At 69.4% G+C, this 15,124-nt stretch carries 15 protein-coding genes and 1 pseudogene; 15 read left to right on the top strand and 1 reads right to left on the bottom strand.

Annotation, left to right across the window (positions count from 1 at the left end; all coding sequences use genetic code 11):
- Positions 1–188: 188 nt before the first annotated feature.
- Positions 189–476: pseudogene (locus tag MKK55_RS29385) on the top strand (AAA family ATPase); the annotation flags it as partial.
- Positions 477–944: 468 nt separating this feature from the next.
- Here MKK55_RS29385 and MKK55_RS19695 read toward each other — a convergent pair.
- Positions 945–2,330, bottom strand: a complete 1,386-nt coding sequence (locus tag MKK55_RS19695) for a M20/M25/M40 family metallo-hydrolase (protein WP_243937260.1) — start codon at positions 2,328–2,330, stop codon at positions 945–947.
- A gap of 270 nt (positions 2,331–2,600) precedes the next feature.
- On the opposite strand from MKK55_RS19695, the gene MKK55_RS19690 reads away from it, so the two are divergent.
- The 14 genes from MKK55_RS19690 (at position 2,601) to MKK55_RS19625 (ending at position 15,062) form a co-directional block, all read left to right on the top strand.
- Complete coding sequence (locus MKK55_RS19690; protein ID WP_147727412.1) at positions 2,601–3,128, top strand: (2Fe-2S)-binding protein; 528 nt, start codon at positions 2,601–2,603, stop codon at positions 3,126–3,128.
- On the top strand, positions 3,125–4,138 hold the full coding sequence (locus MKK55_RS19685; protein WP_147842001.1) for a xanthine dehydrogenase family protein subunit M: 1,014 nt from the start codon (positions 3,125–3,127) through the stop codon (positions 4,136–4,138). The genes MKK55_RS19690 and MKK55_RS19685 overlap by 4 nt, the downstream gene beginning before the upstream one ends.
- A 7-nt stretch (positions 4,139–4,145) precedes the next feature.
- Entirely contained in the window at positions 4,146–6,401 is a 2,256-nt protein-coding gene (locus tag MKK55_RS19680) for a xanthine dehydrogenase family protein molybdopterin-binding subunit (RefSeq protein WP_243937259.1), read from the top strand.
- Positions 6,402–6,611: 210 nt separating this feature from the next.
- Entirely contained in the window at positions 6,612–6,980 is a 369-nt protein-coding gene (crcB, locus tag MKK55_RS19675; protein ID WP_243937258.1) for a fluoride efflux transporter CrcB, read from the top strand.
- 13 nt (positions 6,981–6,993) lie between these two features.
- Positions 6,994–7,431 carry an EamA family transporter gene (locus MKK55_RS19670; protein ID WP_243937256.1) on the top strand — a complete coding sequence of 146 codons (438 nt, stop codon included), beginning with the start codon at positions 6,994–6,996 and terminating at the stop codon, positions 7,429–7,431.
- Positions 7,432–7,634: 203 nt separating this feature from the next.
- A complete protein-coding gene (locus MKK55_RS19665; protein ID WP_243937254.1) occupies positions 7,635–7,781 on the top strand; it encodes a hypothetical protein in 147 nt (48 codons plus the stop codon).
- The gene (locus tag MKK55_RS19660; RefSeq protein WP_147859387.1) at positions 7,778–8,098 is read left to right on the top strand and encodes a hypothetical protein; all 321 of its coding nucleotides are present in this window, start codon (positions 7,778–7,780) and stop codon (positions 8,096–8,098) included. The genes MKK55_RS19665 and MKK55_RS19660 overlap by 4 nt, the downstream gene beginning before the upstream one ends.
- A 129-nt stretch (positions 8,099–8,227) precedes the next feature.
- Positions 8,228–8,383 (top strand): hypothetical protein, encoded by a 156-nt coding sequence (locus MKK55_RS19655; protein ID WP_243937252.1) that lies wholly within the window; start codon positions 8,228–8,230, stop codon positions 8,381–8,383.
- A 268-nt stretch (positions 8,384–8,651) separates the two neighbouring features.
- A complete protein-coding gene (locus tag MKK55_RS19650) occupies positions 8,652–9,989 on the top strand; it encodes an MFS transporter (RefSeq protein WP_147728166.1) in 1,338 nt (445 codons plus the stop codon).
- A gap of 93 nt (positions 9,990–10,082) precedes the next feature.
- The gene (gene cyoA / locus MKK55_RS19645; RefSeq protein WP_147841996.1) at positions 10,083–11,279 is read left to right on the top strand and encodes a ubiquinol oxidase subunit II; all 1,197 of its coding nucleotides are present in this window, start codon (positions 10,083–10,085) and stop codon (positions 11,277–11,279) included.
- A 43-nt stretch (positions 11,280–11,322) separates the two neighbouring features.
- Positions 11,323–13,326, top strand: a complete 2,004-nt coding sequence (cyoB, locus tag MKK55_RS19640; RefSeq protein WP_243937250.1) for a cytochrome o ubiquinol oxidase subunit I — start codon at positions 11,323–11,325, stop codon at positions 13,324–13,326.
- A 4-nt stretch (positions 13,327–13,330) separates the two neighbouring features.
- Positions 13,331–13,957 (top strand): cytochrome o ubiquinol oxidase subunit III, encoded by a 627-nt coding sequence (gene cyoC, locus MKK55_RS19635; protein ID WP_147728169.1) that lies wholly within the window; start codon positions 13,331–13,333, stop codon positions 13,955–13,957.
- Complete coding sequence (gene cyoD / locus MKK55_RS19630) at positions 13,954–14,364, top strand: cytochrome o ubiquinol oxidase subunit IV (RefSeq protein ID WP_147841995.1); 411 nt, start codon at positions 13,954–13,956, stop codon at positions 14,362–14,364. Before cyoC ends, cyoD begins: the two co-directional genes overlap by 4 nt.
- Entirely contained in the window at positions 14,361–15,062 is a 702-nt protein-coding gene (locus tag MKK55_RS19625) for an SURF1 family protein (protein ID WP_409566095.1), read from the top strand. Before cyoD ends, MKK55_RS19625 begins: the two co-directional genes overlap by 4 nt.
- Positions 15,063–15,124 lie beyond the last annotated feature (62 nt).

Genomic DNA, 15,124 nt, shown 5'->3' with positions numbered 1-15,124 from the left:
GATCCTCGGGCTGGCGGTCGTGCGCATTCGGCATGGCCGACGGGCGAGAACCGCTGGCCTATCCGACTATCCTCCCATAAGCACCTCCCTGCGGACAAGTGGCGGAATGAATTCCTGTAGCGAATCGGTCCCACCCCGCTCGCCTCCGCGAAGGTCGCGGACGGCCGCGGAGCACGACCGGGCCGCGCATGGATCGAGATCGAACGGGCGGGACGCACATGGCCCTCGAAGGATCCCACCCGCATCCGCCGATCGGGAGCGGCCTTCTTCGGCCCCGGGTCGTGGCCGTCGCGGTGCAGAAGGGCGGCACCGGCAAGACGACGCTCGCAGCCTCGTTGGCCGTCGCCGCGGCGGAGGCGGGCGAGCGCGTGATCGCCCTCGACCTCGATCCGCAGGGCTCTCTCGCGTCCTGGGGGGCGATGCGCGCGACGGGCTCGGTCGCGGTCGACCGCATCCAGCCCTGGGAGATCGGGCAGCTCGACGACGTCCTCGTTCAAGCCGCCGACGACGGCGCGACGCTCGCCGTCGTCGATACCGCGGGCGCCATGGCCGGGGTCGCCCACGCCTTGCGGATCGCCGACTTGGTCTTGATGCCGGTGCGTCCCTCCCGCCTCGATCTCATCGCGGCCGGGCCTACGCTGCAGGCCCTGGTCGGCCTGGGGATGCGGCGGAAGCTGGCCTTCGTGCTGAACCAATGCCCGCCCCCGCCATCGCCGCGGACGGAGGCCTATGCCGTGCAGATGCGGACGCTCGGCGTGCTCGCCGAGCCGAGCATCATCCAGCGGGTCGACCACCAGGATGCCCTGGCCATGGGCCTCGGCGTCACCGAGTGCGCCCCGGGGGGCCAGGCCGCCGCCGAGATCCGCGCGCTCTGGGCGGGATCGACGCGAAGATGGGGCATCCGGTGCCGGCAGCCTGACCCCGTGCCCCGCCGTGCGCGGCGTTCAGCCCCGTCCGAGCGCCGACAGGATGCGCGCCCACGAGCGCGTGCCCTTGTGGAAGCTGCGCAGGTCGTACTTCTCGTTCGGCGAGTGGATGCGGTCGTCGTCGAGGCCGAAGCCGATGAGCAGGGCGTTGCGGTCGAGCAGGCGCTTGAAGTCGCCGACGATCGGGATCGAGCCGCCGGCGCCCACCGTCACCGCGGGCACGCCCCACTCGTCGGCGAGCGCGGCGCGGGCGGTCTCGAGCTCCGGCATGTCGAAGGGCAGGCTGATCGCGCGCGAGCCCTTGTAGCAGATCACGTTCACCGAGCAGTCGGCCGGGATGCGCTGGCGCACGAAGGCCTCGAAGGTCTCGGCGAGCCTCTGCGGGTCCTGGTCGTCCACGAGGCGGAACGAGACCTTGGCGCTCGCCTTGCCGGCGATCACCGTCTTGGTGCCCTCGCCGGTGTAGCCGCCGATGATGCCGTTGACGTCGCAGGCCGGCCGGGACTGCACCAGCTCGATCAGCAGCCGGCCGCGCTCGCCGGCCGGCTCCGACAGGCCGATCGGGCCGAGGAACTTCTCGGGGGTGAAGTCGAGGCCGCGCCACTGCTCCAGCACCTCGGGCGGGCGCTCGTGCACCCCGTCGTAGAAGCCCGGCAGGGTCACCCGGCCGTCGGAATCGTGCAGGTCGGCGAGGATGCGCGACAGCACGTGGATCGGGTTGCGCGCCGCGCCCCCGAAGAAGCCCGAATGCAGGTCGCGGTCGGCGCAGGTCACCTCGACCTCGAAGTACGCGAGCCCGCGCAGGGACGAGGTGATCGCCGGCGTCGTCGGGTTCCACATGGAGGTGTCGCACACCAGCACGACGTCGGCACCGAGCCGGTCCTTGTTCTGCGCCACCCATTCGGGCAGCCCCTGCGAGCCGTTCTCCTCGGCGCCCTCGATCAGGATCGTGACCGCGCAGGGCAGCTCGGCGTTCATCGCCAGATGCGCCCGGCAGGCCTCGACGAAGGTCATCACCTGGCCCTTGTCGTCGGAGGCGCCGCGGGCGACGATGGTCTTGTTGCCCTTGGCGTCGGTGGCGATCCGCGGCTCGAACGGCGGCGTCTCCCACAAGGCCAGCGGATCGACCGGCTGCACGTCGTAGTGCCCGTAGAACAGCACGTGCGGCGCCCCCGGCTTCGGCTTGTGCGCCAGCACGACCGGATGGAGCGAGGTCTCCTCCACCGAGGTCTCGAACCCGAGCGCCGCCAGGTCCGCGGCGAGCCAGGCCGCCGCCTCGCGGCACGGGCCGGCATAGGCCGGATCGGTGGAGATCGACGGGATCCGCAGGAAGGCGAACAGGCGCTCCAGGGCGTTGTCGAGATCCTTGTCGATGTCGTTGAGGACGGAATCGAGGGCGGCCATCGGGGCTCCTGGGACGGTTCGGCTGTCCGGCCCAGGGTTAGCCGAGGCGTGCGCAAACGGAAACCGTTTCGCCCGCAGCGCGATCGCCCGCCCCGGGGAACAGCTGCAGATTGGAACCGTTATCGGGAGGAACGGCGGCCGTCGCGCAGCCTGGCCGGACGCAAGTCCTGCGACACGTCCCGCGACCCGTCGCGAGACCGGGCGGTGCCCGACGTCGGTCGCCCTCCCCCGCGCGGTTCGTGCGGAAACCCCTTTTTCTTGGAACGCCCCATGCTCATCGAAAGCGGCTCGCCCGTCGCGGCGGACAACCGGATCGGCATCCGCCTCACCATCAACGGCCAGCCGCGCGAGCTTCAGGTCGCGCCCTGGACCACCCTGCTCGACCTGCTGCGCGAGCACCTCGACCTCACTGGCACCAAGAAGGGCTGCGACCACGGCCAGTGCGGCGCCTGCACGGTGCTGGTCGACGGCACGCGGGTGAATTCCTGCCTGGCGCTGGCGGTGATGAAGGACGGGGCCGAGATCACCACCGTCGAGGGCCTCGCCGGCATCGCCAACGCGGGCGCCGGCTCGAACGGGCTCCACCCGATCCAGGAGGCCTTCATCGAGCACGACGCGTTCCAGTGCGGCTACTGCACGCCCGGCCAGCTCTGCTCCTCGGTCGGCCTGATGAACGAGGGCCACGCCCACTCGCGCGACGAGATCCGCGAGGCGATGAGCGGCAACATCTGCCGCTGCGGCGCCTACACCAACATCGTCGATGCGATCGAGGACGTGATGCAGGGGGAAGCCCGATGAACCGCTTCGACTACGTCCGCGCCGACACCGTGGCCGAGGCGGTCCAGGCCTTCGCCGCCGCACCCGGGGCCCGCTTCATCGCGGGCGGCACCAACCTGATCGACCTGATGAAGTACGACGTCGAGCGGCCCGGCCGCCTCGTCGACATCACCCGCCTGCCGCTCGGCGAGATCGTCGAGCACGACGGCGGCCTGCGCCTCGGCGCGCTGGCGACGAACGCCACCGTCGCCTACGACGCGCGCGTCCGCGCCCGCTACCCGCTGCTGTCGAACGCGATCCTGGCCGGCGCCTCGGCGCAGCTGCGCAACGCCGCCTCGACCGGCGGCAACCTGCTCCAGCGCACCCGCTGCTATTATTTCTACGACACGTCCACGCCGTGCAACAAGCGCCAGCCCGGTTCCGGCTGCCAGGCGATCGGCGGCGTCACCCGCATCCACGCGATCTTCGGCACCAGCCCGAGCTGCATCGCGACGCACCCTTCCGACATGTGCGTGGCGCTGGCCGCGCTGGAGGCGGTGGTGCAGGTGAGCGGGCCGGACGGCGACCGGGCGATTCCCTTCTCCGAGTTCCACCGCCTGCCGGGCGACGCCCCGGAGCAGGACACCACGCTGAAGCCCGGCGAGATCGTCGTGGCGGTCGACCTGCCCGAGCGCGATTTCGGCCAGCACGTCACCTACCTGAAGCTGCGCGACCGGCTCTCCTACGCCTTCGCGCTGGTCTCGGTCGCCGCCGCCCTCGAGCTCGACGGCGACACGGTTCGGACCGCCCGCCTCGCGCTCGGCGGCGTCGCCCACAAGCCCTGGCGCAACCGCGAGGCCGAGGCGCTGCTGCAGGGCAAGCCCGCCACCCGCGAGAGCTTCCAGGCGGCGGCCGACCTGATCGTGGCCGAGGCCCAGCCGCAGGCGGGCAACGCCTTCAAGGTCGAGCTGGCGCGGCGCGCCATCGTGCGCGGCCTGGAGCAGGCCGCCGCCGGCACGCCGCAATCGATCACCGACAAGCGCATCCAGTGAGCCCCCGATGACCCAGACCTTCTCCTCCACCGGCCGGGACACGTTCGTCGGCAGCGCCCGCAGCCGCGTCGACGGCCCCGCCAAGGTGACGGGCCTCGCCAAGTACGCGGGCGAGTTCGCCGCCCCCGACCTGCTGCACGGCTACGTGGTGTCGAGCGGCATCGCCAAGGGCCGGATCAGGGCCATCGACACCGGCAAGGCCGAAGCCGTGCCCGGCGTCGTCAAGGTGCTGACCCACGAGAACCGCACCCGCACCGCCTGGCTCGACTACAATTACCAGGATCAGGTCGCGCCCCCCGGCTCGCCCTTCCGCGCCCTGTACGACGACAAGATCCACTACAGCGGCCAGCCGATCGCCCTGGTGCTGGCCGAGGATTTCGAGACGGCCCGCCACGCCGCGGCGCTGGTGGCGGTCGACTACGAGGTCGAGGAGCCGCTGACGGATCTCGAAGCTGCCAACGCCTTCGCCTACGAGCCGCCGATGCGGCGCAACGGCATCAAGCCGCCGCCCAAGCCCTGGGGCGACGCGGATGCGGCGTTCGACGCCTCGGCGATCCAGCTCAAGCAGGAGTATCGCCTCGCCACCGAGCATCACAACCCGATGGAGCCCCACGCCTCGACGGTGATCTTCGAGGGCGACGGCAAGTACACGGTCTACGACAAGGTCCAGGGCGTCTCGAACAGCCATGCCTACCTCGCGAAGGTGTTCGGCATCGCCAAGGACGACCTGCGGGTGCTCAACCCCTATCTCGGCGGCGGCTTCGGCTCGGGCCTGCGCCCGCAATACCAGCTCTTCCTGGCGATGCTGGCCGCGCGCGACCTCGAGCGCTCGGTGCGCGTGGTGCTGACCCGCGACCAGATGTGGAGCATCACCTACCGGCCGGAGGCGCTGCAGACCATCAGCCTCGGGGCCGAGCGGGACGGCACGCTCCTGGCGCTGCGCCACGACGCGGTCGGCGCGACCTCGACCTTCGAGGACTACCAGGAGGTGGTCGTGAACTGGTCGGGCGTGATGTACCGCTGCGACAACGTCCTCTTGACCTACAAGATCGCCAAGCTCGACACCTACACACCCGGCGACATGCGCGCGCCGGGTGCCGTCACCGGCGTCTTCGCAATCGAGACCGCGATGGACGAGCTTGCCTACGCGAGCGGCCTCGACCCGATCCAGCTCCGCCTGAAGAACTTCACCGAGGCCGACGCCACCGCCGAGAACAAGCCCTTCGGCTCGAAGGCGCTGAAGAGCTGCTTCTCGGAGGGCGCCGCGCGCTTCGGCTGGGACCGGCGCAACCCGGAGCCGCGCTCGATGCGCGAGGGCCGCGAGCTCGTCGGCTGGGGCATGGCCTCGGGCGTCTGGGAATCGATGATGATGCAGACGAGCGCCCGCGCCATCCTCACCCCGGACGGCAAGCTCGAGGTCGGCAACTCGACCGGCGACATCGGCACCGGCACCTACACGATCCTCACCCAGATCGCCGCCGACACCCTCGGCCTGACGATGGAGGACGTGACGACGAAGCTCGGCGACACCGCGCTGCCCGAGGCGCCGGTGGCGGGCGGCTCCTGGACCGCGGCCTCGTCCGGCACCGCCGTGATGAAGGCCTGCCGCGACGTCGGCGAGCAGGTGTTCAGGCTCGCCCGGCAGATGGAGGATTCGCCGCTGGCCAACGTCGACTTCGAGCGCGTCGCCTTCGCCGACGGGCGCATCGCGGTGGCGGGCGACCCCGCGCGCAGCGTCGCCCTGGTCGACGTGCTGCGGGCGGCCGGCGTCGACAAGGTCGAGGCCACGGCCAACGCCGCCCCCGACAAGGACTTCAACGCCAAGTACGAGGCCTACACCCACTCGGCGATCTTCGTGGAGGTGAAGGTGGACGAGGAGCTGGGCCAGGTCCGCGTCACCCGCGTCGTCTCGGCGATCGCGGCCGGAAAGGTGCTGAATCCCAAGACCGCGCGCAGCCAGATCCTCGGCGGCGTGGTGATGGGCATCGGCTCGGCGCTGGAGGAGGAGTCGATGATGGACGACCGCATCGGCCGCTTCATGAACCACAATCTCGGCGAGTATCACGTGCCGGTGAACGCCGACATCCACGACATCGACGTGATCTTCGTCGACGAGGAGGACAAGGCGAACCCGCTCGGCGTGAAGGGGCTCGGCGAGATCGGCATCGTCGGCACCGCGGCGGCGGTGGCCAACGCCGTGTTCCACGCCACCGGCAAGCGCATCCGCAACCTGCCGATCACGGTCGACAAGATCCTGGGCTAACGGACCCGGCCCGAGCGACGTCCGCTCGGCGACGGTACGGTCGAGACGGCCTCGGCCGCGGCACCCGCCGCGGCCGAGGCCGTTCGCCTGCGAGGAGATCGCGACGGGCCCCGGGCGCCCGTCCGAAGCCGGCGGCCCGGATGCGGGCCGTCGCCGCGGTCCCGAATGTGCTACGGCGCCCGCTCCGAATCCTCGGGCCGTGCGGTCGTCATGAACCTCCTCCTCGTCTTCGTCGGTGCCGGGGTCGGCGGCGTGGCGCGCTACGGCGTCAGCACCGCGTCCCTGCGGCTCGGATCGGGCTTTCCCTACGGCACCATGGCGATCAACATCGTCGGCTCGGTGCTGATGGGCCTGTTCACCGGCTGGTTCGCCCTGCGGGGCGGCGGGCAGCCGCTGCGGCTGTTCATCGCCACCGGCGTGCTCGGCGGCTTCACCACCTTCTCGTCCTATTCGCTGGAGGCCGTGATGCTGCTGGAGCGCGGCCAGGCCGGCGCGGCGGCGATCTACATCGTCGGCTCGGTCGTGCTCGGCCTCGCCGGCCTGTTCGCCGGGCTGCTGCTGATGCGCGCGATCCTGTGACGGGCCCGGCGGGATGATGGCCTTGATGCAGTCCTGGCGCTTCTGGGCGCTGCTCTCGGCGGCCTTCGCCGCGCTCACCGCGATCCTGGCCAAGGTCGGCGTCGCCGGCGTGCCGTCGGACGTCGCCACCCTCGTCCGCACGGTGGTGATCCTCGGCCTCACGGCGGCGATCGTGGCCGTCACCGGCCAGGCGGCCGACCTCGCGCGGATCCCGGGGCGGAGCGCGGTCTTCCTCGTCCTGTCGGGACTCGCCACCGGCGCCTCGTGGCTCTGCTACTTCCGCGCCCTGTCCCTGGGCGATGCCGCCCGCGTCGCCCCGATCGACAAGCTCAGCGTCGTGCTGGTGGCGATCTTCGGCGTGGTCCTGCTCGGCGAGACGCTGAGCCCGACCAACTGGCTCGGCGTGGCGCTGATCGCCGCCGGCGCCGTCCTGGTCGCGATCGGTGCATGACGGCCGCGGCGTACCATGGAATCGTTTCAACTATAAACTTCGATATCGCCCGACGAAGATTGAAATTACAACGTTTCCAATATTGTCGACGTCGCTTGATTGTCGATTTCCATCCCTGCTAGACCACTCTTCGGCGATGTACTTCTGCCTTGCTCTCAAGGTGGCGTGCTCGCCGAGCGCTGGAGGCCGGAATGGGACGGGTGATGGACCTGATCGATGCCTGCGTGACGGTGGCGTGGTGGGACGGCTCGTGCCTCGGCCTGCGCCTGCACCGCCTGCCGGACCTGATCGACCACGTCGCGGCGGGCCCGCAGCCGAAGCGGGGGCGCCGCCTCGGAGGCCGCCGATGATCGCCGAATCGAATCGGTGCCGCTGCGACGAGTCCCGCGGGCAGGCGGCGGTCGAGCAGGCGCTGACGCGGGCGTTCTGGCACGCCCTCGATGGTCAGGGCCTGTCGGTGATGGCCGCCCTCGAAGCCGCGTCGCGCACCATCGGCGTGCTCTACGGCCAGATCGCCGCGGCGCACGGCGCCGGCACGACCTGCACCTGCGGCTGGGTGCCCGACCCGGACACCGACCTGATCGTGCTGGAAGCGCATCTCGCCGCCGCCCTGCTTCAGCCGCGTGCGCCGGACCTCGCCCGGATGGAGGCCGCCGGCAGCGCCTGACGGCCCGACCCGCCCCGGCGCACGGCGCCCGCTGGCCTTCCCCCGGACAAGCCGGGCGGGCGGACGTTACGGTTCGCTTAACCCACCCGCGCGATCATCGCCCCCTGATGCGAGGTCGGAGCTCGGGCGATGGACGCATTCTACCACGGCCTCGAAACGTCGCTGCTGGCCTTCGGCTTCGCCCTGAGCGTCGCCGCCTTCGCGCTGCTCGCGAGCCCTCCCGCGCCAGCCGGCTCGATCACGCTGCCGATGCTCACGGTCGACGTCCCGCAGAACGCCCGCTGATCCGGCTGCGTCGCGGCTCCTGCGTGACACGACGAAGACGGGGGACAGACGTGGTCATGCGTCCGGGACGGCATGGACATGCCGGATTCAAGGGAGACCATCGCGCAGCCTTGCGCTATCAGCCGGGACAGCCCTGATCGGCCTGCGACTACGCGGCGGTGTTACCGACGGCCCTGAGCGGATACCTTCCGGTCGCGGTCCCGGCGCACGACTCGCGTCGATCGCCGCACCGCGTCACCGTCGTCATCGAGCAAGCCGGCTGTCCGACATGATCCCTGAGCCCGCCCTGGCAAACTCCTCGCCCCTCGAGCGCGACGCGCACCTCGTCTCGACCGACCACAAGGTCGCGCCGGGAGAGATCGCGGCCGGCGTGGTGATCGGCCGGGCCTCGGAATATTTCGACTTCTTCGTCTACGGCATCGCCTCGGTGCTGGTGTTCCCGAAGGTGTTCTTCTCGTTCGAGCCGGATGCGCTCACGGCCACGCTGTACTCCTTCGCGGTGTTCTCCCTCGCCTTCATCGCCCGGCCGATCGGCTCGGTGATCTTCATGGCCGTCGACCGGCGGCACGGCCGCGGCGTCAAGCTGACGATCGCGCTGTTCATGCTCGGCGGGGCCACCGCGGCGGTGAGCTTCCTGCCGAGCTACGCCAGCATCGGCCACGCCTCGATCTGGCTGCTGGCCGGCCTGCGCATCCTCCAGGGCCTCGCGCTCGGCGGCGCCTGGGACGGGCTCGCCTCGCTCCTGGCGCTGAACGCCCCGCGCGAGCGCCGCGGCTGGTTCGCGATGATCCCCCAGCTCGGCGCACCCCTCGGCTTCATCGTCGCCAGCGCCCTGTTCTCGTTCTTCCTCGTCAACCTCGATTCGGCCGACTTCCTCGATTGGGGCTGGCGCTTTCCGTTCTACTGCGCCTTCACCATCAACGTCGTGGCGCTGTTCGCCCGCCTGCGGCTGGTGGCGACCGACGAGTTCGTCCGCCTGATGGAGAAGGGCCGGCTCGAGCCGGTGCCGGTGATCGAGGTGGTGCGCCACCATGCGGTGGACGTGTGGATCGGTGCCTTCGTGCCGCTGGCCGCCTTCGCGCTGTTCCACCTCGTGACGATCTTCCCGATCAGCTGGCTGACCCTGTTCACCGATCGCTCGCCCGGCGAGTTCCTGATCGTGCAGTGCTCGGGCGCCATCGTCTGCGCCGGCGCGGTCGCGGCCTCCGGGCTGATCGCCGACCAGATCGGCCGCCGCAACGCGCTGCTGCTCAGCTCCGGCCTGATCGCCGTCTTCGCCCTCGGCAGCATCATCGCGCCCCTGGTGTTCGGTGACAGCGCGATCGGCCAGACCATGTACGTCACCATCGGCTTCATGCTGATGGGCCTCGCCTACGGCCAGACCGCCGGCGCGGTGACGGCGCGGCTCGGCGCGCGCTACCGCTACACCGGCGCGGCGCTGACCTCGGATCTGGCGTGGCTGTTCGGCGCAGGCTTCGCCCCGCTGGTCGTCCTCTGGCTCTCGTCCCGCTACGGGCTGTGGATGGTCGGCCTCTACCTGCTCTCGGGTGCGGCGGCATCGCTCCTTGCCCTCACCCTCGACCGTTCCGAGATGCGTCAGATGTAGTCGGGAGGCCCGCGTAGTCCCTCACCCGTTCCGATACATGTTCGCGCCGAACGGCCCCAGGGCCCGCCGGCCAGGCAAACCGAGTTGATCGCCGTGGCACGCTCCGCCTCACCTTCCCGTCCCCCGGCCCGCACGGCCGCCCGGCTCCTGCGGGGCCTCTGCGCCGTGTCGCTCTCCGGGCTGCTCGCCGGCTGCAACCTCGTGGTGATGCAGCCCTCGGGCGACGTCGCCCTGCAGCAGCGGAACCTCGTCCTCGCCTCGGTCGGGTTGATGCTGCTGATCGTGCTCCCGGTGATCGCGCTGACGCTGATCTTCGCCTGGCGCTACCGGGCGACCAACGAGTCGGCCCCCTACGATCCAGACTGGCACCACTCGACCCAGCTCGAGGTGGTGATCTGGACGGCGCCGCTGCTGATCATCATCGCGCTCGGCGCGCTCACCTGGATCAGCACCCACACCCTCGACCCGTTCCGGGCGCTCCGGCGGATCGACTCCGCCCGCCCCGTGGCGGCCGGCGTGAAGCCGCTCGCCGTCGAGGTCGTCGCCCTCGATTGGAAGTGGCTGTTCTTCTACCCGGAATACGGGATCGCCACCGTCAACGAGCTCGCCGCCCCCGTCGACCGGCCGATCGACTTCAAGATCACCGCCTCCTCGGTGATGAACGCCTTCTACGTCCCCGCGCTGGCTGGGATGATCTACGCGATGCCCGGCATGCAGACGCAGCTCCACGCGGTGATCAACAAGCCGGGCGAGTATGCCGGCCTGTCCTCGCACTACAGCGGCACCGGCTTCTCGCGGATGACGTTCAAGTTCCACGGCCTCGACGATGCCGGGTTCGACGCCTGGGTCGCCAAGGCGAAGGCGCAGGGCTCCGACCTCACCCGCGAGGACTATCTCAAGCTCGAGAAGCCGAGCGAGGCCGAGCCGGTGAAGTACTACAAGTCCGTCGCCGACGGGCTGTTCGACACCATCGTCAACATGTGCGCCGTGCCGGGCAAGATGTGCATGAGCGAGATGATGACCATCGACGCCAAGGGCGGCGCCGGCAAGGACTCCACCGAGAACCGTGAGCGCCTCCGCTACGACAACCGCCACATCGAGCAGGGCGACGAGGCGCCGGGTGCCACAGCACCCGCGTCCGGCCGCACCCCGCACGGCCAGGAGCAGCCGCAGGGCATGAAGCCCGACGGCAACAACCCGCACGTCCACGAAAACGGAACGAAACCCGAGAACCAGATGCCGGCGCCGGAGCGGGACTCGGTCGCCCCGTCGCAGCTCAACAACAAGTAGGACCGGCGCCCCGCCGCCGAACCACCCTCAACGGATCGAACCCATGTTCTCCAATCCGGATCTCCAGAAGCTCGTCTTCGGACGGCTCTCGCTGGAAGACATCCCCTACCACGAGCCGATCCTTCAGGTGACCTTCGCCATGGTGGCGCTGGGTGGCCTCGTCGTGCTCGGCGCGATCACCTACTACCGCTTCTGGGGCCCGCTCTGGCGGGACTGGCTGACCTCGGTCGACCACAAGAAGATCGGCGTGATGTACATCGTGCTGGCCTTCGTCATGCTGCTGCGCGGCTTCGCCGACGCGCTGATGATGCGCGCGCAGCAGGCGGTCGCGTTCGGCGCCAACGAGGGCTACCTGCCGCCGCACCACTACGACCAGATCTTCACGGCGCACGGCGTGATCATGATCTTCTTCGTGGCGATGCCGTTCGTCACCGGCCTGATGAACTACGTCGTGCCGCTGCAGATCGGCGCCCGCGACGTGGCCTTCCCATTCCTCAACAACTTCAGCTTATGGATGACGGTCTCGGGCGCCATGACGATCATGGCCTCGCTGTTCGTCGGCGAGTTCGCCCGCACCGGCTGGCTCGCCTATCCGCCGCTCTCGGGCGCGGACATGAGCCCGGGCGTCGGCGTCGACTACTACATCTGGGCGCTGCAGATCGCCGGCATCGGCACGCTGCTCTCGGGCATCAACCTGATCGCGACCATCGTGAAGATGCGCGCGCCGGGCATGACCATGATGAAGCTGCCGATCTTCGTCTGGACCTCGCTCTGCACCAACGTGCTGATCACGGCGGCCTTCCCGATCCTCACCGCCGTCCTCGCCCTGCTGTCGATGGACCGCTACGTCGGCACGCACTTCTTCACGAACGACCTCGGCGGCAACCCGATGATGTACTTCAACCTCATCTGGATCTGGGGCCACCCGGAGGTCTACATCCTCATCCTGCCGGCGTTCGGCATCTTCTCGGAGGTGACCTCGACCTTCTCCGGCAAGCGCCTGTTCGGCTACGCCTCGATGGTCTACGCGACCGTGGTCATCACCATCCTCTCGTACCTCGTCTGGCTGCACCACTTCTTCACGATGGGCTCCGGCGCCGACGTGAACTCGTTCTTCGGCATCACGACGATGATCATCTCGATCCCGACGGGCGCGAAGATCTTCAACTGGCTGTTCACGATGTATCGCGGCCGGATCCGGTTCGAGCTGCCGATGATGTGGACCGTGAGCTTCATGGTCACCTTCACCATCGGCGGCATGACCGGCGTGCTGCTCGCCGTGCCCCCGGCCGACTTCGTGCTGCACAACTCGCTGTTCCTGATCGCGCACTTCCACAACGTCATCATCGGCGGCGTGCTGTTCGGGAGCTTCGCCGGCGTGACCTACTGGTTCCCGAAGGCCTTTGGGTTCAAGCTCGACCCGTTCTGGGGGAAGATGTCGTTCTGGTTCTGGACGGTGGGGTTCTACTTCGCCTTCATGCCGCTCTACGTCCTCGGCCTGATGGGCGTGACGCGCCGCGCCAACCACTTCGACGATCCGTCGCTGCAGATCTGGTTCGTGATCGCCGCCTTCGGCGCGGTGCTGATCCTGCTCGGCATCCTGTCGATGATCGTCCAGTTCGTGGTCTCGATCCGCAACCGCGAGGCGCTGCGCGACCTCACGGGCGATCCCTGGAACGGCCGCACCCTCGAGTGGTCGACCGCCTCGCCGCCGCCGGACTACAACTTCGCCTTCACCCCGGTCATCCACGATCTCGACGCGTGGTCCGACATGAAGAAGCGCGGCTACGAGCGCCCGCTCAAGGGCTACAAGCCGATCCACATGCCGAAGAACACCGCCACCGGCGTGATCCTCGGCGTGGTCTCGATCGGCTTCTCGTTCGCGATGATCTGGTACATCTGGTGGCTCGCGGCCGCGACCTTCGCGACGATGTTCCTCGTCACCGTGATCCACACCTTCAACTACAACCGCGAGTTCTACATCCCCGCCGCCGACGTGGTGCGGGCCGAGGGGCAGCGGACGAGCGTGATGGCGGGACGGGCCTGAGCCGATGATGCACACCGACACGGCCCCGCCGGGCACCGAGGCTCCGGCCTTCTACCTCGACGAGGACCACGCCCACGAGTCGAGCACCATGCTCGGCTTCTGGATGTACCTGATGAGCGATTGCCTCATCTTCGCGGTGCTGTTCGCCACCTACGGGGTTCTCGGCCGCAACTACGCGGCCGGGCCCTCGCCGCGCGACCTGTTCGAGCTGCCGCTCGTGGCGCTCAACACCTCGATGCTGCTCCTGTCCTCCATCACCTACGGCTTCGCCATGCTGGAGATGGAGAAGGACAACGTCCGGACGATGCAGGTCTGGCTCGCGATCACCGGCCTGTTCGGCGCGTGCTTCATCGGCATCGAGCTCTACGAGTTCGCCCACCTGATCCACGAGGGCGCGACGCCGCAGCGCTCGGCCTTCCTGTCCTCGTTCTTCGCCCTGGTCGGCACCCACGGCCTTCACGTCTCGCTCGGCATCGTCTGGCTGATCGTGCTGATGGTGCAGACCGCCCAGAAGGGGCTGATCGTCGAGAACAAGCGCCGGCTGATGTGCCTGTCGATGTTCTGGCACTTCCTCGACGTCGTCTGGATCGGCGTCTTCACCTTCGTGTACCTGATGGGAGTGCTGCAATGAGCTCGGCGACGGGGGCGGGGCACCACGCCGAACCGCACGGTCACGGCCACGACGCGCACGGCCACCCGGCCGGGGCGCACGGCTCGTTCAAGAGCTACATGACCGGCTTCGTGCTCTCGGTGATCCTCACCGCGATCCCGTTCTGGCTGGTGATGAGCGACGTGCTCGGCAACGCCGTGCACACCAGCCTGATCATCATGGCCTTCGCGGTGGTGCAGATCGTGGTCCACATGATCTACTTCCTGCACATGAACACGAAGTCCGAGGGCGGATGGACGATCCTCGCCCTGATCTTCACGCTGACCCTCGTCGTGATCACGCTGACCGGCTCGATCTGGGTGATGTATCACCTGAACACCAACATGATGCCGACGTCGCCGCACGACCTGATGCACCACAAGCCCTGAGGACGTCCCGCCTCGGCCTGGCGGCCTTCAACCTCGCGAGCGCGCTGGCGGTCGCGGGGCTCGTCGCCCTCGGGATCTGGCAGGTCGAGCGCCGGGCATGGAAGCTCGACCTGATCGCGCGGGTCGAGGCCCGAATCGGCGCGGCCCCGGTCCCGGCGCCCGGGCCGGCGGCGTGGCCGAGCGTGACCGAGGCCGCCGACGCCTACCGCCACGTTCGGGTGGCGGGCCGCTTCCGCCACGAGTCCACCACGCTGGTCCAGGCGGTGACGGTGCTCGGCGGCGGGTTCTGGGTGCTGACGCCGCTGGTCGCCGACGGCTTCACGGTGCTGGTGAACCGGGGCTTCGTCCCCTCCGATCGCCGCGATCCTGCGGGCTGGCGCCGGCCCGAGGGCGAGGTCGCCGTCACCGGCCTGTTGCGCCTCACCGAACCCGGCGGCGCGTTCCTGCGCAGCAACGCGACCGCCGAGGATCGTTGGTATTCCCGCGATGTCGCCGCGATCGCTTCGGCCCGGGGGCTCTCCGGCATCGCGCCCTACTTCATCGATGCGGATGCGTCGGCGGATGATCGCTTGCCCGTCGGCGGGCTGACGGTGGTCGCCTTCCACAACAACCACCTCGTCTACGCGCTGACCTGGTTCACCCTCGCCGCGATGACGCTGGGCGCCGCGATCTACGTGAACGTGGAGCGGCGGAGGTAAGGGGCCTGCTCGTTGGGTTCGGGGGGGCTACCGCATTCTCCCTCCCCCCTTAAGCGGGGGAG

The sequence above is a fragment of the Methylobacterium sp. J-059 genome (genome assembly GCF_022829485.1).
Taxonomy (GTDB): Bacteria; Pseudomonadota; Alphaproteobacteria; order Rhizobiales; family Beijerinckiaceae; genus Methylobacterium.
This window is presented reverse-complemented; position numbering and strand designations above follow the sequence as displayed.

Excerpts from the sequence above, each read along its gene's own strand:
- cyoC (WP_147728169.1), top strand. The coding sequence starts at position 13,331 with ATGATGCACACCGACACGGCCCCGCCGGGCACCGAGGCTCCGGCCTTC.
- cyoB (WP_243937250.1), top strand. The coding sequence starts at position 11,323 with ATGTTCTCCAATCCGGATCTCCAGAAGCTCGTCTTCGGACGGCTCTCG.
- MKK55_RS19665 (WP_243937254.1), top strand. The coding sequence starts at position 7,635 with ATGGACCTGATCGATGCCTGCGTGACGGTGGCGTGGTGGGACGGCTCG.
- cyoD (WP_147841995.1), top strand. The coding sequence starts at position 13,954 with ATGAGCTCGGCGACGGGGGCGGGGCACCACGCCGAACCGCACGGTCAC.
- MKK55_RS19655 (WP_243937252.1), top strand. The coding sequence starts at position 8,228 with ATGGACGCATTCTACCACGGCCTCGAAACGTCGCTGCTGGCCTTCGGC.
- MKK55_RS19680 (WP_243937259.1), top strand. The coding sequence starts at position 4,146 with ATGACCCAGACCTTCTCCTCCACCGGCCGGGACACGTTCGTCGGCAGC.
- MKK55_RS19670 (WP_243937256.1), top strand. The coding sequence starts at position 6,994 with ATGATGGCCTTGATGCAGTCCTGGCGCTTCTGGGCGCTGCTCTCGGCG.
- crcB (WP_243937258.1), top strand. The coding sequence starts at position 6,612 with ATGAACCTCCTCCTCGTCTTCGTCGGTGCCGGGGTCGGCGGCGTGGCG.
- MKK55_RS19695 (WP_243937260.1), bottom strand. The coding sequence starts at position 2,330 with ATGGCCGCCCTCGATTCCGTCCTCAACGACATCGACAAGGATCTCGAC.
- MKK55_RS19660 (WP_147859387.1), top strand. The coding sequence starts at position 7,778 with ATGATCGCCGAATCGAATCGGTGCCGCTGCGACGAGTCCCGCGGGCAG.
- MKK55_RS19690 (WP_147727412.1), top strand. The coding sequence starts at position 2,601 with ATGCTCATCGAAAGCGGCTCGCCCGTCGCGGCGGACAACCGGATCGGC.
- MKK55_RS19650 (WP_147728166.1), top strand. The coding sequence starts at position 8,652 with ATGATCCCTGAGCCCGCCCTGGCAAACTCCTCGCCCCTCGAGCGCGAC.
- MKK55_RS19685 (WP_147842001.1), top strand. The coding sequence starts at position 3,125 with ATGAACCGCTTCGACTACGTCCGCGCCGACACCGTGGCCGAGGCGGTC.